Source organism: Hymenobacter volaticus (assembly GCF_022921055.1).
Classification (GTDB): domain Bacteria; phylum Bacteroidota; class Bacteroidia; order Cytophagales; family Hymenobacteraceae; genus Hymenobacter; species Hymenobacter volaticus.
Map to the genome: position 1 here is coordinate 3,680,206 of NZ_CP095061.1, position 18,110 is coordinate 3,698,315.

Below are 18,110 nucleotides of genomic sequence, written 5' to 3' on the forward strand. Positions count from 1 at the left end.
ACTCCGCAAGAAACCTAACTTGCCGCCTTCCACTCTAGCGTCCACCGTATGCAAGTTCCTCCTTCCGCTCCCACCCCCATTGCACCCGATGCCCTACTCGTTGAAGTAGCCTGGGAAGTTTGCAATCAGGTCGGCGGCATTTACACGGTTATTCGTAGCAAGGTACCGGCCACTATGCAAGGCTGGGAAGACCGTTACTGTTTGCTGGGGCCCTACTTCTCACAGCAGGCGCAGGGCGAGTTCGAGGCCTACGACGACTATCAGCTCGACAGCCTCTCCGACCCGTTTGCTGGGGCGGTGCGCCGCATGCGCGAAATGGGTTATGACGTGTGCCTCGGCGTGTGGCTCGTGACGGGCCGGCCCCGCACGGTCCTCATCAACCCCTACCAGGCGTATCCGCAGCTCGGCCAGATCAAATACGACCTCTGGGACCATCACCGCATCCCCACGCCCGACAACGACGACTTGCTGCACCAAGTGGAGGCGTTCGGCCACTTGGCCAAGATATTTTTGCAGGTACTGGCTGCCGAAGTGGTGCCGCCGCAGCGGGTAGTGGCCCACTTCCACGAGTGGATGACGGGCGTGGCCATTCCGGGCCTGCGCCGCGACCAAACGCCACTGCACATCGTGTTTACCACGCACGCCACATTGCTCGGCCGCTACCTGGCCATGAATGACCCCAATTTTTACGACCACCTCATGCAAGTGGACTGGCTACCCGAAGCCCGGCACTTCAACATCGAGACGGCCGTAACGATGGAACGCGCCGCGGCCCACGGTGCCCACGTGTTTACAACGGTAAGTGAGCTGACGGTGCGGGAGTGTATTTATCTGCTCGACAGGATTCCGGATGCGGTGCTGCCGAACGGCCTCAACATCGAGCGGTTTGTGGCCGGGCACGAGTTCCAGAACCTACACCAGCAGTACAAGGCCAAGATTCACGAATTCGTGATGGCGCACTTCTTCCAGAGCTATTCTTTTGATCTGGATAAGACGCTGTACCTATTTACGAGTGGCCGCTACGAATACCACAACAAAGGCTTCGATTTGACGCTGGAAGCCCTGGCTCGGCTAAATTATCGGCTCCAGCAAAGCGGCCTGGAAGGCAACGTGGTAATGTTCTTCATCACCAAGCGCCCCTTCACCAGCATCAACCCGCTGATTCTGCAAAACCGGGCTATCCTCGACGAGGTACACGAAACCTGCGAGGCGATTGAGCGGCAAGTAGGCGAGCGGCTGTTCTACGCGGCGGCGGCCTCCACCGACCACCGCCTGCCCGACCTATCGGCCATGGTTGATGATTATTGGAAGCTACGTTACCGCCGCACGCTGCAAAGCTGGAAAACCAACAACCTGCCTTCCGTTATCACGCACAACCTAGTCGACGATAAAAACGACGACATTCTCAATTTCGTCCGTCAGGCTGGCCTCATCAACCACAAGCACGACCGGGTGAAGATCGTCTATCACCCCGATTTCGTGTCCCCTACTTCGCCGTTGTTTGGCATGGAGTACGGCCAGTTTGTACGGGGCTGCCACTTGGGCGTGTTCCCGAGCTACTACGAACCTTGGGGCTACACCCCACTCGAGTGCGTGGCCCGCGGCGTACCAGCCGTCACCTCCGACCTTTCCGGCTTCGGCGACTACGTGATGCAAAACGTGGAAGCCCACGAAGACAAAGGTATATACGTAGTGCAGCGCCAGGAAAAAAGCTTCGACGAGTCGGCAGAGGAACTGACCGAAATGCTCTGGAACTTTGTGCTCCTCTCCCGCCGCGAGCGAATTATGCAGCGCAACAAAGTGGAAAGCAACTCCGAAATCTTCGACTGGAAAAACTTACGCATCTACTACGACCGTGCCTACACGCTGGCTTTGGAGCGGCAGTAAACCCGAACAAACAACGCCTGATTCCAGCAAAAAGGCCCGGCTGTCTGCACAGCCGGGCCTTTTTGCTGGGTTCTGCGAACTTGCTGGTTGTTAAGGCAGCAGCACTTGGTCGATGACGTGTACTACCCCATTGGTTGCAAGCACGTTGGCAGTGGTAATATTGGCAGCCGTACCGGTGCCACCACGCACAGTAAAGCCATTGGCCACCGCCGCTACGGTGATGTTGCCGTTGAGGGTAGTTAAGTTGCCGGGCGCTAGGTCCGACGAAAATCTTCGGCCACTACTCACAATGTGCTTCTGCAAAATAGCAACCAACGTAGCATCTGGTACTTGGCTCAGGCTTTGCAAATTAAGCGCCGTTAAGGCTGCCCGGAAGGCTGCGTCGGTGGGGGCAAACACGGTGATGTTAGAGGAGTTGCTGGCGGCGGCCGCCAACAGAGCCGAAGCCGCCGGACGCTGCAAAGCTTCCAACAACAACGTGAACTGCGCCGGATTGGCCGCTGCGCTGGCTACTACTATGGCTGCTATGGTCTGGCTAGGAGGCAGCAATACATTGTCGATGGCGTGAATGGTGCCGTTGCTGGCAGCAATATCAGCCGTTACAACTTGCGTACCTCCGTTGATGGCTACGGAGGTACCTGACTTGGATAGGTATAGGGTGTTGTCGTTGACGCCGTTGGTACCGGCTGGCTTGGCGGTGGTAGCTGTGCTGGCCCCGGCGGCAATGTCGGCGGCCCGCACATTGGCCGGTAATACGTGGTAGAGAAGCACGTTGCGAAGAGCCGCAATCTGATTGGCATCCGTCACGGCATTGATTTTAGCCGCGGTGCTGAAGGCATCGAGGGGCCCGCCAGCCAGCTTGGCAAAGGCGGCATTGTTGGGCGCAAACACCGTAAACGGTCCCGTGCTGCTTAGCGTCGCCGCTAAGTCGGCTTTCGTTACGGCGGCTACTAGAATACTGAAGTCTGCATTTCCTTGGGCTACCTGCACAATATTTTGCGACGTGCCAGTAGGCGGCGTATCATCATCGTCGCTGCAAGAAGAAACACCCAAACTGAATGCTACCCCCGTAAGCAGCATACACAGCGTGCGCAAAAAGGGCAGGGTCTGAGAAAAGAAAGTTGTTTTCATTTGTAGAACTTTTAAGGTTAAAAAGTTAAACAGAACATGAAAACAGAATCAATACCATTATCTGAATGTTTGCATGGCCACTTATAAAATTTTGTTGTTCAGTTATATTGCTCTTACTTATCTGTGGGGCAGACTTAATCAGGTTCTGAACTCCTTCGTAATCAGGCCTAGCTTTCTATAAAGGCTAACCGAATTCTCAATTCGCAGCAACATTCTTTTCTGTTTGCCTACCACCCACTTGTACAAGAAGTACGCTGCCGTCCTGTTCTTTGCCACAGCTGCCTTTATGGCCGCGGCGCACGAGTTCTGGCTGATGCCACTCCAGTCTTTTGTAGCGCCGGGTACCACGCTCAACCTACCCGTTTTCGTAGGCGAAAACTTCACTGGCCAGCGGTGGGCAGGCAAAAGCAGCCGCGTTACTCGCCTAGTGCATTACACGCCGCTTGGTGTAGAAGACCTTCTAGCCAAGGCCACAACCGGCGATACGCTACAGCCGAACGTCACGTTTGCGCAACCCGGCACTCACATGGTTGTTCTTGCCACCAATAATGCTTTCATCACGCTTGAGGCCGAAAAATTCAACGCCTACTTAAAGGAGGATGGCCTCGACTACATCTTGTTGCAGCGCCAACAGCGCGGCGCGCTTAACATACCCGGCCGAGAAGCCTACAGCCGCTGCACTAAATTGTTGGTGCAGGTAGGCAACCCAGTCACTACGGATACTGCACGGGCTTGGAGCCGACCGACGGGCATGCCTCTAGAACTGGTACCCGAGCAAAATCCGTACACACTCCGAGTCGGAAACTCGCTTACTATTCGAGTGCTGGCCGATGGCCAACCGAAGGCCGGCCAACTGGTACAAGTATGGCAACGGTCCGTGGGTCAGCCAGTAAAAATTATCCGGCTTTACAGTAACCAAAACGGCCGTGTGTTGTTTCGATTATCCAACCCTGGTCAGTTTATGGTAAGTGCCGTGCGAATGGTGACTACAAAGCTACCAGAAGCAGATTGGCAAAGTAATTGGAGCACCCTTACGTTCGGTTTCAGGGGAATTTCCAGCCGTTGATGCAGCCTTATTAAACCTCTCTTGTTGGTATCTGAACACGCTGCCAACGAACATTTTTTTGTTACCTTCGCAACTCCCTAAAAACCCCGAACCACCGACGGTATGAAGTACTCGATTGATAAAAAGGAAACGTACACGATAATTACGATTGACGAGAAGAAGCTAGACACAACTGTAGCTCCAGATCTGAAATCGGAATTTGTGAAGCTGAATGCCGAAGGCATCAACAACCTGATTCTGGACCTCACCAACGTGAAGTACACCGACTCGTCAGGCCTCAGCTCCATTCTGATTGCCAACCGGTTGTGCAATTCTACGGGTGGTTTGTTGGTACTCACTGGTCTGCAAGACCACGTAATGAAGCTTATCACCATCAGCAAGCTCGAATCGGTACTGCACATCCTGCCCACCGTGGAAGAAGGCATTGACCGGATTTTCCTGCACGCCATTGAGCGTGACCTGACCAGCAAGGAATAGGGGTTCGAGGTATCAGTTGTTGGTTGTCAGTTGTCAGGTTCCCGTAACTGACAACAGGCAACCAATTTGCTTTTTATGGTTGAATGGCTGCATGGTTGACTTGTTAAATGGCTGCCCGTTCAAACGGCTCGTTGAACAGGCAGCCATTTAACAAGTCAACCATTCATCAATTTACATGGAGTTTGAGCTGAAAATTTTGGGTAGCGCGTCGGCGACGCCTTTTCTCGACCGGCACCAGACGGCGCAGGTACTAACCGTGGGCAACGCGCAGTACTTAATTGACTGCGGCGAAGGCACCCAAAGCCGCCTGATGGAGTACAAGTTGCGCCATCAACGCATCCAAACCATTTTCATTTCTCACCTGCACGGTGACCATTATTTTGGGTTGTTTGGCTTGCTCGGTACCATGCACCTCAACGGCCGCACCGAGCCGCTCCAACTCTTTGGCCCTAGCGGCCTCGATGAAGTGCTGACCATGCAGTTCCGGCATTCGTTCACCCAACTAAGTTTTGAGCTGAATTTTACGGTGGTTGATACCACACAGCACGCTCTGGTTTACGAAGACAAACACGTGACGGTGCACACACTGCCTATGCGGCACCGGATTCCGTGCTGTGGCTATCTGTTTCGGGAATTGCCCAAGCGGCGGCCACTGGTCAAGGAGAAGCTACCAGCGGGCCTCACCCCGGCCCAACTCACGGGCCTTACGCTCGGTGAAGATGTATTCGACGAGGCTGGCAACGTGCTGGTTCACAACTTCGAGGTAACCACCGAGCCCAAGGCGCCTCGCAGTTACGCTTTCTGCTCCGATACTCTCTACACCGAAAGCCTCGCCGACCTAGTACACGGCGTCGATTTGCTTTATCACGAGGCCACGTTCCTGGACGAGATGCGCGACCGGGCCTTAACTACGCATCACTCCACGGCTCGCCAGGCTGGCTTGCTAGCTCGCCGGGCCCAAGTGCAGCGGCTGCTTATCGGCCACTTCTCTAGCCGTTACCGCGACTTAAACCCGCTGTTGGCCGAAGCGCAAAGTATGTTCGAGTGGACTGAATTGGCTACGGAAGGCTTGACGGTGAGCGTGTAACACTGAAACAGTTGCACAGACAGGCCGTCCGCTTCCGTTCTATAACTTACTTACGGCCAAGTGTCCTTCATGCAGACCTTTAACTACCATGTTTCATAAGAAGCAGCAGCTCTACTTGGTTCTCAGCGGCATTTTCATTGTAAATGCGTTACTGGCTGAAATCATTGGAGTGAAGATTTTTTCGGTAGAAGCCCTGATGGGTTTGCCTGGCAACCTTACGGCCGGGGTGCTGATCTGGCCCGTAGTATTTGTCACCACGGACATCATCAACGAGTATTTCGGGCGGGCCGGCGTGTTGCGCGTGAGTTACCTCACAGTGGCCCTAATTCTGTTTGCCTTCATCGTGATTTACGTTACCACCAAGCTGCCACCCGCGGCGTTCTGGCTGGACGTAAACAAAACCGATCCGCAAGGTCGGCCCTTCAACATCGATTTTGCTTATCAAAGCATATTCCGGCAGGGATTGGGTATCATCACCGGCTCCATCACAGCGTTTGGTATTGGGCAGGTACTGGATGCTACCGTGTTTCAAGCCATACGACGCGCTACCAAAGGCCGCTACGTGTGGCTGCGCGCAACCGGCTCCACGCTCATCTCGCAGCTCGTCGACTCGTTTGTGGTGCTGTACGTGGCCTTCTACTTATTTGGCAACTGGACACTTGACCAAGTGCTAAACGTGGCGAACACCAATTACTGGTATAAATTCGCCGCTGCAATCTTGCTTACGCCTGTGCTCTACCTCGCCCATTTCCTGATTGACCGGTATTTAGGCGAAGAGGCTACCACCGAGCTACAGCAAGAGGCCACTGCCAATGTGAGCGTATAAACTTCAGGTTGTTCGTTGTAGGGTATCAGTTGCCAGCTATTCAGCAGCTGTAAAACCGCCAATTGACAACATGTACTTAACAACTATTCCATGTCCCGCATTCTTACCGGCATCCAGAGCACAGGCCGCCCGCACCTTGGCAACCTACTCGGCGCAATCCTTCCGGCCGTAGAGCTGTCGAAAAGTGCAGCCAATGAGTCGTTGTACTTTATTGCTGATTTACACACTCTGACCACCGTGCGCGACGCGGAATTGCTGCGCCAGAACACGTACGCCGTAGCCGCGTCGTGGCTAGCTTGCGGCTTCGATACCGAGAAGAACTTATTCTACCGCCAATCGGATGTACCGCAAGTGACTGAGCTAGCTTGGTATCTCTCGTGCTTTGCGCCCTACCCGATGCTGGCCAATGCACACTCGTTCAAAGACAAGTCGGATAGGCTCTCGGATGTAAGAGCAGGTTTGTTTATGTACCCGGTGTTGATGGCAGCCGATATTCTGCTCTACAACACCGACGTAGTGCCCGTAGGTAAAGACCAGATTCAGCACCTGGAAATTACCCGCGACATTGCCTCCGCCTTCAACAACTGCTACGGCGAAACTTTTGTATTGCCTAAAGCCCGAGTGGATGAGCAGTTGATGACCGTGCCCGGCATTGATGGCCAGAAAATGAGCAAGAGCTACGGCAACATCATCGACATTTTCGTCGACGATAAAGCCTTGCTTAAAACCATCAAAGGCATCGTGTCGGACAGCACTCCGCTTGAAGCCTCTAAGAACCCGGATACCGACATCACCTTCAAGCTATACTCGTTACTCGCTACTGCGGACGAAATCGCCGACATGCGCGCCCGTTACTTGGCCGGCGGCTATGGCTACGGCCATGCCAAACAGGCACTCTACGAGGTAATCTTGCGCCGGTTCGCTACCGAGCGGGAGCAGTTCAAGTTTTACATGAACAACCTACCCGAAGTAGATGCGCGTCTTGCCGAAGGCGCCCGCAAAGCGCAAGCGTACGGCTCAGAAGTGCTGAATAAAGTGCGAGAGAAAGTAGGCTACCTGCGGCGGTAAGTTACTCCTTGAGTGAAATAGACCGTTGTTTTGAGTGGGGCCGGATCCTCTTGCAGGTTGCTGCTGTCAAAGTAACTGTCATGCTGAGCGGAGTCGAAGCATCTCGCGTGCTGAGGCCTGATTACTAAACCAACGTCAGCACGCGAGATGCTTCGGCTCCGCTCAGCATGACGTTCTTTTGCGCAGCCGCTACTTTCATTACAGAATGTGGTGCAACTGCTGTTCGTGGGAGAAGCTGAAGCCCACTTTGCTTGGGCGGCTGACTTGCTGGTTTTCCAGTTTTTGCTTTACCGATATCTTCTGAATATCGTCGAGTGGCGGCGCAATGAGGTCGTTGTTGACGGCGGCAATCATGGCGCTTTCCACAAATAGCTTCATCCCCTCGGCCGTCACTACGTTGTCAGACATGTCATTGTCAGGCAGTTCGAGTTGCTGCACGCCTTCCAAAAAGTAGTGGTTGTCGATGTTGATAAGCAAACGCCCGACCAAATAGCCCGGGTCGTTCATGCGCTGGTACTTGATGCTGTCGGCCATGAAATTGTACGCCATAATGTGCCCGAAGAACCGGCGGCGGAAATCAGCTTCCACATATTTAGTGGGCATAGGGCCGTACTCCTCGGGGAACGTGACGATGTTAGAGTGCATGACGAACACCAGTAAGTCGCCGGAGAATCGGATATGGAACTCCATGTCGTTGATGGGGCGGTACTCGATGATGACCGTGGAATCGACGGGTGTGATCTTGCGGCTCAGTTCCACTACCAGTTCCTGCGTCACTTTCCGCAACAGGTCGAACGTGGACATGGTGTTGCGGTAGATGGATTGCTTGGCCGAGGATTTTTGCTTGAGGCCTTCAAAAATCTGGTCGAGGCGGTCGGCGGGCGCATCGGCGGGCTCACCGGCGGCATTTGGAGCCGCATTGTCGGTGTTGGTAGAACCCGTGGTGGCTGGTGCCTGCGGCGCACCGGGCATACCGTCGTCGGTTGGGGTATCGATGAGGACGGGCTCTTTCTTCTTCTTAGCCATTCAGTAGGAGAATAACGCACCCCATAAGTGGCGGTACGACAAGTTGAATCAGGAAATTTAACTTAGGCAAGTACTATTTACCTACGTAAAGTAGCAAACTAGTAGTTTCAGTTGCATGGCATCTTCTACGCACTAGAGCAATGCAGGAGGCGCAGGCAACCGCTCAACTGTAGGCCAACCACTACTCTGAAAAGCCACCGTGCGCAGTCCAGGGTGCGGGAAATCACTGGTTGGCGGCAACAGCATATCCCGCGCTGACTCGTGGCTCAGGGCCTCCCCTATTGTGCGCACAGCGCCAGCCGGCACCAGCCGTTGCTCTAACTCTTGTAGCAAGGTGGCACCACTTACTGCAGCTATTTGTTCGCGCAACTTTTGCTCTAGTTCCGTGCGGTGTGCTACGCGGGCGCTGTTGGTAGCAAAGCGTGCGTCCAGGGCCCATTCTGGCCGGGCCAACACGCTGCACAGATGCTGAAACTGCCGGTCGGCGCCAACAGCCAGCAACAGCCGCACCCCATCCGCTGCTTCGTACACGGTGCCGTACGGAACTATACTCGGGTGGCCCGAGCCCATTGGCTGCGGGTCGTGGCTCGTTACGAGGTAGGTGGCAGCTTGATTGGCCAATGAGGCCAATGCGCTGTTCAACAACGATACTTCCACCAAAGCGCCATTGCCTGTTTTCTCGCGCTGGTAAAGCGCCGTGAGCAATCCTTCTTTAAGCTGATGCGCGGCCAGCAAGTCTACCAAGGCTACGGGCATTTTGAGCGGTTCTTGCCCGGGTAAGGTGTTCAGATGCATAAAGCCAGTTTCGGCCTGTAGCACCGCATCGTAACCAGCACGCGACGAAGCGGGCCCATAGCCGGTGATGTGGCCATATATCAGACGCGAATTCAAGGCGGCTAGCGTAGCATAGTCCACGGCAAGTTTCTCGGCATCGCCGGGCTTGTAACTTACCAGTACGATGTCGGCGCGGGCTGCCAGGCGGTGCACTTCGGCAAGCCCTTCAGCGGTAGTCAAGTCCAGCACGACGGATTGCTTGCCCCAATTGGCACAGCTGAAATACGCAGAGACAGTGGTGTCTTGGGCTTCGGCGGGGGTGCGCCAAGAGCGAGTAACGTCGCCAGTGGGCGGTTCCACTTTCAGCACCTCTGCCCCAAGTTCGGCAAAAAATTGCCCCACCTGTGGCCCGGCCAGCACCGAGGCAAGTTCAAGAACGAAGAGACCCTGGAAGGGTAGCTTAGTATTCACCTCTTGCACGTGCGATACCCTTGCTCAGGTGTTTCATTTGCACATCAATTTCTAGAGCGGCCTGAATACATTTTTCCAGAGATGCTTTCAAATCATGGCTAGTGTCACCAGCCACTTGCTCGTTGGTATTCCGAAGCTCTACTTTGTAGACGTTGTTGGAAACCTCTTCCACGCCTGTCTTCCAGCCTGGTGGAATTTCTAGTCCGAAATAATCGTCCATGTCAAGCAAGGTAATTAGTTAGTATCACTTCGGGCTACAGACTTTCCACCCTGCCCAACCGTAAAAACACCGGAAATCGTACTTCCCGCTGCTGCTGGCCCCATAGCTGCGTCAGTTGGTCGGCAATGAGCAGCACCGGGTCCTGGCCGTGCTGCTTTTCGTACTTCACCACGCTTGACCAAGTGCGCAGGTAATTCAGAAACCACTCCGCCGACCACTGCCGCTGCACCAGAAACTGCGCGTGCTGTACCGCCTCAAACGGAAACAAAATGCGAGCATATTCATCGTCGATATGCCATCGGTTTTCGTCCCAATACGGTCGCATGGTTTCGGCGTAGAACCGCCGGATGAGCGGATCCAAGGTTTCGTGCACTTGCACTAAGCCGTAGCCCCATTCGGCCACCGTAGCGCCGGGTCGTGCTACGCGGCGCACCTCTTGGTTGAAGGCGTCGGCGTCGAACCAATGCACGGCTTGCCCTACCGTTATCAAATTCATGGAAGCGGCTGCTAAGGGCGTGTGTTCGGCAGGAGACACCTGGTAGGTGATATTGGGGCGAACTGGAGCCTGAGCCAGCTGAGCGGTGCTGATGTCGGTGGCGTGCACGTGCTGGAAATGCTCGGCCAGCACCACGGCTACTTGCCCGTTGCCCGTAGCACAGTCCCACGCTTGCCCGCGGTGCGGGGTGTAAGCCAGCAGAAACTCGTACAGCTCCGGCGGATAATCGATGCGGTAACGGGCGTATAGTTCGGCTTGGGCAGAGAAACGGTCGAGCATAGTTTCGTTATTCGTTTCTTGTGGTTCGGGAGGCACTTCGTGAACTAGCGCGTGATGGCTAACGCTGTAAGGTGCATAATTCTGCGTCGATGCTCTACCTTCCTTGTTGTAGGTTTTGCGTACGCCTTCTGGAAAAACAAAGAATCAATAGCATAAAACGAAATGACGGCACCTATTCAAACTGGTTTGCTCGCCTACGGTATGTCGGGGCGGATATTTCACGCGCCTTTTCTGGCCGCGTATGCTGGCTTCGAACTGCGGGCCGTGGTGGAGCGCAGCCGCAAGCAGATGCAAGCCACCTATCCGCACGTTATCAGCTACGACAGCGTACCGGACTTGCTCAACGACCCAGCTATTGAGCTAGTCGTGGTGAATACGCCCAATGATTCGCATTTCAGCTTGGCCATGGACGCCTTGCGGGCCGGCAAGCATGTGCTTATTGAAAAGCCGGTAGGCACTTCGGCCGCCGATATTGATGCGCTGTACGCGCTGGGACGCGAAATGAATCGCCATGTGTTTGGCTACCAGAACCGGCGCTGGGACAGCGACTTTATGGCCGTGCGGCAAGTGGTGGAAAGCGGCCAACTTGGGCAGTTGATTGAAGTTCACATCCGCTTCGACCGATACAAAGCAGCCATCCATACCAAAGTCTTCAAGGAAGAACCCACCACGCCGGGCGCCGGCCTCAACTACGACCTAGGGCCGCACATCCTCGACCAGGCTCTCAGCTTGTTTGGCCCTCCTTCGGAGTTTCGCCGGACGTTCGGCAGCTTCCGCCCCAACTCCCGCGTGACCGACTATTTCCAGGTGCATCTGCTTTACCCGAATGGCCTGAACGTATATCTGACGACTAGCCTGCTGGTAGCCGACCCTGGCCCAGCCTACGTGCTGCACGGCACCCGTGGTAGCCTACGCAAAGGTCGCACCGATGTGCAAGAAACCCAACTAGACGGTGGCCTTTCGCCACTTGACGATGCCTACGGTGTGGAACCACTAGAGGCCGTGGGCACGTTAACTACAATGAGTGAAACGGGCGAAAAAACCGTGACGCCCATGGCGCCTCTGCGCGGCGATTATATGGGCTTGTTCGAGGCCGTGTATCAAGCTATTCGGTTCAACCAGCCTTATCCAATTCGGGAAGAAGATCTGCGGATGCAGTTACAAATCCTCGAATCGTAAGCTGAGCGCTGCCGCCGCCGTTTCTCCTATCTTTGCTACAGTAATACAAGCGGTTCAGCTGACCGGGAAAGCAAGGTCAGCCATTTATTCATCTTAATTCGCTACACCTTGACGTTTCACGAGTTCAACCTCCACGACGACCTACTGGCCGGCGTGGACGCCATGAATTATCAGAATGCCACTCCGATTCAGGAGCAGGCCATTCCCAAGATCATCGAAGGAAAAGACTTGATTGCCTGCGCGCAAACGGGTACCGGCAAAACCGCCGCCTATCTACTGCCGCTGCTCGACAAGATTTCGCATGCCAAACACGGCACGACTTCCACGCTTATTCTGGTGCCTACGCGCGAGCTGGCCACCCAAATCGACGAGCAAGTAACGGGCTTTGGCTACTTTGTAGAAGCCAGCAGCATCGCCATCTACGGCGGTGGCAAGAGCGAGAACTGGGAGCAGCAAAAGCGTGCCCTCACCAGCGGCGCCGACATCATTATTGCTACCCCCGGCCGCCTGATTGCGCACTTGCAAATGGGTTACGTGAAGTTCGACACCCTGAAGTATCTGGTGCTTGATGAAGCCGACAAGATGATGGACATGGGCTTCTCCGACGACATCTTGAACATCGTGCGTCAGCTGCCCAAAAAGCGGCAGACGCTGCTGTTCTCGGCCACCATGCCCAGCAAAATTCGGGACTTCTCCAAGCAGATTCTCAACGAGCCCGAGGAAATCCGGCTGGCTGTATCCAAGCCTGCTGCTGGCATCGACCAGCAGTTCTACATGGCTTTCGACCGCCAGAAGATTTATTTGCTCGAACACATCATCAAAACCCAGGATGTGCAGAGCATGGTGCTCTTCACTAGCCAGAAAGCAGCGGTAGCCGGCATTGTACGGGCCATCAGCAAGCTCGGCTACGAAGCCCAAGGGATTTCGTCGGACCGCACGCAAGAGGAGCGCGAGCAAATCATGCGTGACTTCAAGAACAAGAAGTTTCCTATCCTCGTGGCGACCGACGTACTCAGCCGCGGCATCGACATTGATTCGTTGAGCCACGTGGTGAACTACGACATCCCGCGCGCCGCCGAAGACTACGTGCACCGCATTGGCCGTACGGCCCGCGCGGCCACCAAAGGCACGGCCATCACCTTCATTGCCGACCAAGACCAGGATCGAGTAGTGAAGATTGAAAAGCTGATCGAGCGTGAAGTAGAGAAGCAGAGCATCACCGAAGAGTTAGGTTTAGGCCCGGCTCCAGAGTTCGACCCAAAACGATTTGCTGGCTTACATGGCAAAGTTGGCGGCCGGCCCGAACGGGGTGGCCGCTCCGGCGGTGGCAACCGCGACCGAGGCCCCCGTCCGGAAGGCGACCGTGCCCCCCGTAGCGGCGGCCGCGACGGCAACCGTCCGGCTCGCTCTGGTGCTCCCGACCCCAAAGATCCCAAGCACCAGGAGCGCATAGCCAAAGCTCAAGCCGCGCTAGCCGCGCTGGATGCGGGTCAGGCACCATCTGTTCCTTATGAGCGCCCACCCCGTGCGCCGCGGCCAGAAGGTGAAGCCAGAGAAGCCCGGCCGCCGCGTGAGCCCCGTGCGCCTCGCCCACAAGGTGAACTGAAGGAAGGCGCAGACCAAGCCCAAGAGCCCCGTGCCGAAGGCGCGGAAGGCCAACGCCGGCGCAAGCGGGGCGGGCGTAACCGTGGAGGCCGCGGTCCGCGCCCGGAAGGCGGACCATCCGGCACGGCTTCCGAAGCCCCAACCGTTGTTCCTGCGACTCCAAGTGCAGAGTAAGGCATAAAAGAAAAAGCTCCCGATTTATTGGGAGCTTTTTCTTTTATGCCTTACCAGAAACCATCACTTATAGTAAGGACTAGCTTTCTTGTTCTCAGCGGCGCAAATTACTGTTGCCAGCACCCGTTGGGCACGGGTTTCGGGGCGTTTAGCGCTTGAAATCCACGCTAAAATGTTCTTCTGCGCTGAGGGGCTGAAGCCAGTGAAATACTGCTGAGCAATTTGATTTGCCTCCAAAGCCTCGGCTAGGTCAGGTGGAACAAGTTGTGCATCGCTGTCGGTTAGGGCGTCCCAGGAGCCGTTTTGCTTGGCGATGTTGATTTTCAGCAAACCTGCTTCCAGCATGCGCTCTGCTTCTATCAGTTTTACTACCCGTTCCTTGTTTGGCTTCGACCACACGCTACGTGGTTTGCGCGGTGTAAACAGTAGCATAGACCGCTCATCGTCGAGGCGACGGGCTTGGCCGTCAATCCACCCGTAGCAAAGGGCCTCTTCCACGGCATCATCGTAGCTGACGCGGGGCTTACCACTAGCTTTCTTGTAATACACCAGCCAGATTCCCGGCGAGTTGGTGTAGTGCGCGGCTAACCACTGCTGCCATTCCGAGAGAGTTAGCGGATGAAACGTTGCAAGTTGGTCGAGGACGTTGGCCATGGCTAAAGCTATATCACCACAAACATAACTTGCTTAGCAGCAAAAGCATAGTCTCCTCTTCTGAAAACCACTGTAGTTAAGTGGATGAACGGTGCAGAAAGACACAATGTAGCGTCACTACACCGTTCAAGGCTCTCAGAGAATTATTTTCTCACCTTTCTAAGGCCGGCTCGTTCGCTAGTCTTGCAGAATGGCTGCGGGGCTGTATACGCCTTGCTGTATTAACTCCTTATTGATCCAAGCGGCGGCTTTAGTGCCATTAGCTACGGCTGAGGCTACTTGTCGCATAAGCGTGGTGTTGTCGCCGGCCGCGAATAAACCAGGCACGTTGGTTTCACCGAATTCGGTGGCCTGAATGAGGCCGTTGTCGGTGAGAGTACAGTTGAGTTGCGCGGCTAAGTCGCTGTGCTGACGGAACGGGACGCGAGCAAAAATGGCGTGCAGCGCATAAGCAATTCCATCGGTGGTACGCACTGTGTGCAAGCGGCCGTTGCTATGCTCTAGTTCAACTATTGGCGTTTCCACTAGCTGAACCTTACGAGCCTGAAGGCTAGCTATTTGTTCGGCAGTGAAATCGGCAGGGCCGTTGGTAAACAACACTAAGTCGCGGCTCCAGTTATAGATCAGACTTACAAGCTCTGCGGCGGTGTTCCCATTGGCAAGAATACCTAGTTTGTCGCCGTGCACCTCGTAACCGTGGCAATAGGGGCAGTGCAGCACCGAAATACCCCAACATTCGGCAAAGCCTGTAATAGGTAGCATTTCGTCCTTTAGGCCGGTAGCGAGCAACAATTTTCGAGTTTGCAGTACCTCTCCTACGGCGGTTGTCACCTCAAATCCGTCCTCCACTGCTGCTGCACCTACCACCGTGGCCGTTTGCAGCGTCACCGTCGGATAACGTAGCACCTGCTCCCGCGCAATAGCTGCTATGGTAGCCGGCGTTTCTCCGTCGCGGGTCAGAAAGTTGTGAGAGTAGGGTGTTTGGCGGTTGCAAGGCTGGTTGTTGTCGATCACAAGCACACGGCGCAAAGAGCGCCCTAGTGTCATGGCGGTGCTTAATCCAGCGTGGCTCCCTCCTACAATGATGACGTCGTATAAATTCATAGTACCTGTTTTTAAATGCAACAATGATGCAAATATAATTCATTCAATTATTTCGCAACTATGTTGCAAATAAAATTAGCGCACAAAAAAACCGGCCGGGGCCGGTTTCTATCTTGCTGCTTAGTGAGCTATATGACTTGTCCTATTCCAAATAGCAGGGTGAACACGAGTGTGCTTAGTGCCATTTGCTTGAGCAGCGGATCGAGTTGCATAGAATCTTGGCGCTGCCACACGGCCCGGGCGTTGAAGAGTAGCAGCGGCGCCGCCAGCACAAACAGCCACTGCCACACCGAATGATACGACAGCGCCACGTACACCACTGCGCTTCCAAACCCGAGCAGCAACAGCAGCCAGTGGTAACGGCGGGCATGGGATGGGCCTAGCCGCACGGGAATCGTGATTTTGCCGGCTAGCTCATCGGAGCGAATGTCCCGGATGTTGTTCACGTTGAGCACAGCCGTAGCGAAGCAGCCTAGGGCAGCGGCAGGCAAGAGCACACCCAACGGCAGCGTGCGGGTTTGCAAGAAATAGGTGCCACACACGCCCACAATGCCAAAGAATATAAACACTGATAAGTCGCCGAGGCCTGCGTAGCCGTAGGGCTTAGAGCCTGCCGTATAGTTCACTGCAGCCCAAATGGCCGTTAGGCCGAGCACGAAAAATGTAACAAAGATCCAGGCGCCCGCCGTGCCAAGTGCCACCCACAGCAACGTCAAACCACTCAGCAGCGAGAGGCCGCTAAAGAGAGCCATCCCACGCTTCATTTGCTCGGGTGTAATGGCTCCGCTCTGCACGGCCCGTTGCGGCCCTTCGCGGTGCACACTATCCGCCCCATTTTGCGAGTCGCCGTAGTCATTGGCGAGGTTGCTCAGGATTTGGAGCAGAATAGTGGTGAGGGCCGCCAATCCCACTACTTCGCCCCGGAACTGACCGTGCGACGCCGCCAGGAAACCACCCGTGAGAATACTAGCTAATGCCAAAGGCAGTGTACGCGGCCGAAAAGCTGAAATCCAAGCCTTAGCAGGACTGATTGAGGCGACAGGGGAAGAGGGGTTGGAGGAAGTCATAACGATATAAAAAGCGTCATCCTCACGCGTGGTCTTTGATAGGACATCTGCCAGATCAAAAGCCACGCTTGAGGATGCAAAGGTACTGCGTAAAGCGGCGGTTTACTTCAAAATAGCCGCTACCAATTCTTCGCTCAGCGGCTTCACTTTAGATGGGTAAAAGCCGACTACATGGCCCTGCTCGTCAACCAAATATTTGCAGAAATTCCAGCTTGGTGCGTCGCTCACGGCGCCGTTCTTTGCTTTATCCGACAGAAACTTGTAGAGGGGTGCCGTGTCGTCGCCTTTCACTGATATTTTCGAGAAGAGCGGGAAGGTTACGCCGTAGTTTTTCTCGCAGAAGCTGGAAATTTGCTCGTTGGTGCCGGGCTCCTGCCCACCGAAATTGTTGGCCGGAAAGCCGAGTACGGTCACTTTGTCGCCGTGCTTTTTATAGAGTTCTTCCAGCTCTTTGTACTGGGGCGTGTAGCCGCATTCCGAGGCGGTGTTCACGATGAGCAGCTTCTTGCCTTTGTATTGGCTGAGCTTCACGTCTTTGCCATCAATGGCCTTAACGGTGAAATCGTACACGGTAGCCGGAGCAGTGGTTTCGGTCATGGCGGGGACGCTAGCAGAGGGGTTGGAAACAGTAAAAGAAAGGCCGCAAGCGGCCAGTACTCCTAGTAGAAAAAGGCTTTTCATATCACAGAAGTTGCAGATTATTTATTGGTGGCCCTGGCTGAAATTCAAATCAGTACCTCGTTAGCTAAACAAATAAACCGGGATTTTAGCACTAAACAGCTGGAGAAGGCCCAAGTTTTTGCCGCCAGCCCCGCCGGGCTTTGCCATAGCTTTAGTTGTCTGAAAAGATGATCAGGTCGTGCTTGGGCTCAACCACTTCGGGACTTCTACGGGCACATAGGCCAGCATCTGGTCGATGATGCCATTGGGAGTAGGGTCGTTGAGAAGTTGCTGGCGATTTTCGGCGCGGAGCAGGCCTTCTTGCACCATGTGGTTGAGGGCGCGGAGCAGGTGGTCGTAGTAGCCTTCCACGTTGAGCAACCCGATGGCCTTACGGTGCAAGCCGAGTTGGCCCCAAGTCAGAACCTCGAATAGCTCTTCCAACGTGCCGTAACCGCCGGGCATGGCCACAAACCCTTCCGCCAAGTCAGCCATCAGTAGTTTACGCTCGTGCATGGTCTTCACGATGTGTAGCTCGGTCAGACCATTGTGGGCTAATTCCTTGTTGGCCAGGAAATCGGGGATGACGCCAATGGCTTTGCCGCCGTGCTGCATGACGCTGTCGGCCACTGTGCCCATCAGCCCCACGCGGCCGCCGCCGTACACCAGCGTCATGTTCCGCTCAACCAATAAGCGGCCCATTTCATGCGCTTGTTGGGTGTAGATTTCGTTGGTTCCGGCGCTGGAACCGCAATAAACAGCTACGCTTTTCATGGGAAACAATCTTTCGGGGGCCGCAGTATACAGTTGGGCCTCCTATTTAGGAATGGGAGATTTATTGAAGCGACAAGCCCTCACC

General features: G+C 54.9%; 18 protein-coding genes. 8 read left to right on the top strand and 10 right to left on the bottom strand.

Translation table 11 applies throughout. The features are described from left to right. Positions 1-48 precede the first annotated feature (48 nt). On the top strand, positions 49-1,887 hold the full coding sequence (locus tag MUN86_RS15980; RefSeq protein ID WP_245119066.1) for a glycosyltransferase: 1,839 nt from the start codon (positions 49-51) through the stop codon (positions 1,885-1,887). A 90-nt stretch (positions 1,888-1,977) separates the two neighbouring features. Here the strand turns inward: MUN86_RS15980 and MUN86_RS15985 are convergent, their stop codons facing one another. Further along, complete coding sequence (locus MUN86_RS15985) at positions 1,978-3,018, bottom strand: fasciclin domain-containing protein (protein ID WP_245119067.1); 1,041 nt, start codon at positions 3,016-3,018, stop codon at positions 1,978-1,980. A gap of 223 nt (positions 3,019-3,241) precedes the next feature. On the opposite strand from MUN86_RS15985, the gene MUN86_RS15990 reads away from it, so the two are divergent. The 5 genes from MUN86_RS15990 (at position 3,242) to trpS (ending at position 7,542) form a co-directional block, all read left to right on the top strand. Then, on the top strand, positions 3,242-4,084 hold the full coding sequence (locus MUN86_RS15990; protein WP_245119068.1) for a DUF4198 domain-containing protein: 843 nt from the start codon (positions 3,242-3,244) through the stop codon (positions 4,082-4,084). A 102-nt stretch (positions 4,085-4,186) separates the two neighbouring features. After that, entirely contained in the window at positions 4,187-4,561 is a 375-nt protein-coding gene (locus tag MUN86_RS15995) for an STAS domain-containing protein (RefSeq protein ID WP_022825949.1), read from the top strand. Positions 4,562-4,736: 175 nt separating this feature from the next. Then, positions 4,737-5,648 (top strand): ribonuclease Z, encoded by a 912-nt coding sequence (locus tag MUN86_RS16000; RefSeq protein ID WP_245119069.1) that lies wholly within the window; start codon positions 4,737-4,739, stop codon positions 5,646-5,648. A gap of 88 nt (positions 5,649-5,736) precedes the next feature. Continuing rightward, a complete protein-coding gene (locus MUN86_RS16005) occupies positions 5,737-6,474 on the top strand; it encodes a queuosine precursor transporter (protein WP_245119070.1) in 738 nt (245 codons plus the stop codon). Positions 6,475-6,564: 90 nt separating this feature from the next. Then, positions 6,565-7,542 (top strand): tryptophan--tRNA ligase, encoded by a 978-nt coding sequence (gene trpS, locus MUN86_RS16010; RefSeq protein WP_245119071.1) that lies wholly within the window; start codon positions 6,565-6,567, stop codon positions 7,540-7,542. Positions 7,543-7,740: 198 nt separating this feature from the next. Here trpS and MUN86_RS16015 read toward each other — a convergent pair whose 3' ends face one another. The 4 genes from MUN86_RS16015 to MUN86_RS16030 all read right to left on the bottom strand — a co-directional run bounded on the left by MUN86_RS16015 (position 7,741) and on the right by MUN86_RS16030 (position 10,808). Beyond that, positions 7,741-8,568: a hypothetical protein gene (locus MUN86_RS16015; protein ID WP_245119072.1), complete on the bottom strand. Its 828-nt coding sequence runs from the start codon at positions 8,566-8,568 to the stop codon at positions 7,741-7,743. Positions 8,569-8,700: 132 nt separating this feature from the next. After that, a complete protein-coding gene (locus MUN86_RS16020; RefSeq protein WP_245119073.1) occupies positions 8,701-9,813 on the bottom strand; it encodes a CaiB/BaiF CoA transferase family protein in 1,113 nt (370 codons plus the stop codon). Then, on the bottom strand, positions 9,803-10,033 hold the full coding sequence (locus tag MUN86_RS16025) for a hypothetical protein (protein WP_245119074.1): 231 nt from the start codon (positions 10,031-10,033) through the stop codon (positions 9,803-9,805). Before MUN86_RS16025 ends, MUN86_RS16020 begins: the two co-directional genes overlap by 11 nt. A 34-nt stretch (positions 10,034-10,067) precedes the next feature. Next, positions 10,068-10,808 (bottom strand): class I SAM-dependent methyltransferase, encoded by a 741-nt coding sequence (locus MUN86_RS16030; protein WP_245119075.1) that lies wholly within the window; start codon positions 10,806-10,808, stop codon positions 10,068-10,070. Between the two features lie 162 nt (positions 10,809-10,970). Between MUN86_RS16030 and MUN86_RS16035 the strand changes: the two genes are divergently transcribed. Next, on the top strand, positions 10,971-11,987 hold the full coding sequence (locus MUN86_RS16035; protein ID WP_245119076.1) for a Gfo/Idh/MocA family protein: 1,017 nt from the start codon (positions 10,971-10,973) through the stop codon (positions 11,985-11,987). 162 nt (positions 11,988-12,149) lie between these two features. Continuing rightward, positions 12,150-13,766 carry a DEAD/DEAH box helicase gene (locus tag MUN86_RS16040; RefSeq protein WP_245125760.1) on the top strand — a complete coding sequence of 539 codons (1,617 nt, stop codon included), beginning with the start codon at positions 12,150-12,152 and terminating at the stop codon, positions 13,764-13,766. 63 nt (positions 13,767-13,829) lie between these two features. On the opposite strand, the gene MUN86_RS16045 is transcribed toward MUN86_RS16040, so the two are convergent. The 5 genes from MUN86_RS16045 to MUN86_RS16065 form a co-directional block, all read right to left on the bottom strand. Further along, positions 13,830-14,420 (bottom strand): YdeI/OmpD-associated family protein, encoded by a 591-nt coding sequence (locus MUN86_RS16045; protein WP_245119077.1) that lies wholly within the window; start codon positions 14,418-14,420, stop codon positions 13,830-13,832. A gap of 177 nt (positions 14,421-14,597) precedes the next feature. Next, positions 14,598-15,524 carry an NAD(P)/FAD-dependent oxidoreductase gene (locus tag MUN86_RS16050; protein WP_245119078.1) on the bottom strand — a complete coding sequence of 309 codons (927 nt, stop codon included), beginning with the start codon at positions 15,522-15,524 and terminating at the stop codon, positions 14,598-14,600. Between the two features lie 128 nt (positions 15,525-15,652). After that, positions 15,653-16,591 carry a 1,4-dihydroxy-2-naphthoate polyprenyltransferase gene (locus MUN86_RS16055; protein WP_245119079.1) on the bottom strand — a complete coding sequence of 313 codons (939 nt, stop codon included), beginning with the start codon at positions 16,589-16,591 and terminating at the stop codon, positions 15,653-15,655. A gap of 102 nt (positions 16,592-16,693) precedes the next feature. Continuing rightward, positions 16,694-17,272 (bottom strand): glutathione peroxidase, encoded by a 579-nt coding sequence (locus MUN86_RS16060; protein WP_280640527.1) that lies wholly within the window; start codon positions 17,270-17,272, stop codon positions 16,694-16,696. Positions 17,273-17,443: 171 nt separating this feature from the next. Then, the gene (locus tag MUN86_RS16065; RefSeq protein ID WP_245119080.1) at positions 17,444-18,025 is read right to left on the bottom strand and encodes an LOG family protein; all 582 of its coding nucleotides are present in this window, start codon (positions 18,023-18,025) and stop codon (positions 17,444-17,446) included. Positions 18,026-18,110 lie beyond the last annotated feature (85 nt).

Excerpts from the sequence above, each read along its gene's own strand:
- MUN86_RS16040 (WP_245125760.1), top strand. The coding sequence starts at position 12,150 with ATGAATTATCAGAATGCCACTCCGATTCAGGAGCAGGCCATTCCCAAG.
- MUN86_RS16055 (WP_245119079.1), bottom strand. The coding sequence starts at position 16,591 with ATGACTTCCTCCAACCCCTCTTCCCCTGTCGCCTCAATCAGTCCTGCT.
- MUN86_RS15985 (WP_245119067.1), bottom strand. The coding sequence starts at position 3,018 with ATGAAAACAACTTTCTTTTCTCAGACCCTGCCCTTTTTGCGCACGCTG.
- MUN86_RS16065 (WP_245119080.1), bottom strand. The coding sequence starts at position 18,025 with ATGAAAAGCGTAGCTGTTTATTGCGGTTCCAGCGCCGGAACCAACGAA.
- MUN86_RS16025 (WP_245119074.1), bottom strand. The coding sequence starts at position 10,033 with ATGGACGATTATTTCGGACTAGAAATTCCACCAGGCTGGAAGACAGGC.
- MUN86_RS16005 (WP_245119070.1), top strand. The coding sequence starts at position 5,737 with ATGTTTCATAAGAAGCAGCAGCTCTACTTGGTTCTCAGCGGCATTTTC.
- MUN86_RS16045 (WP_245119077.1), bottom strand. The coding sequence starts at position 14,420 with ATGGCCAACGTCCTCGACCAACTTGCAACGTTTCATCCGCTAACTCTC.
- MUN86_RS16015 (WP_245119072.1), bottom strand. The coding sequence starts at position 8,568 with ATGGCTAAGAAGAAGAAAGAGCCCGTCCTCATCGATACCCCAACCGAC.
- MUN86_RS16060 (WP_280640527.1), bottom strand. The coding sequence starts at position 17,272 with ATGAAAAGCCTTTTTCTACTAGGAGTACTGGCCGCTTGCGGCCTTTCT.
- MUN86_RS16035 (WP_245119076.1), top strand. The coding sequence starts at position 10,971 with ATGACGGCACCTATTCAAACTGGTTTGCTCGCCTACGGTATGTCGGGG.
- MUN86_RS16000 (WP_245119069.1), top strand. The coding sequence starts at position 4,737 with ATGGAGTTTGAGCTGAAAATTTTGGGTAGCGCGTCGGCGACGCCTTTT.
- MUN86_RS16030 (WP_245119075.1), bottom strand. The coding sequence starts at position 10,808 with ATGCTCGACCGTTTCTCTGCCCAAGCCGAACTATACGCCCGTTACCGC.
- MUN86_RS15995 (WP_022825949.1), top strand. The coding sequence starts at position 4,187 with ATGAAGTACTCGATTGATAAAAAGGAAACGTACACGATAATTACGATT.
- MUN86_RS15980 (WP_245119066.1), top strand. The coding sequence starts at position 49 with ATGCAAGTTCCTCCTTCCGCTCCCACCCCCATTGCACCCGATGCCCTA.
- trpS (WP_245119071.1), top strand. The coding sequence starts at position 6,565 with ATGTCCCGCATTCTTACCGGCATCCAGAGCACAGGCCGCCCGCACCTT.
- MUN86_RS16050 (WP_245119078.1), bottom strand. The coding sequence starts at position 15,524 with ATGAATTTATACGACGTCATCATTGTAGGAGGGAGCCACGCTGGATTA.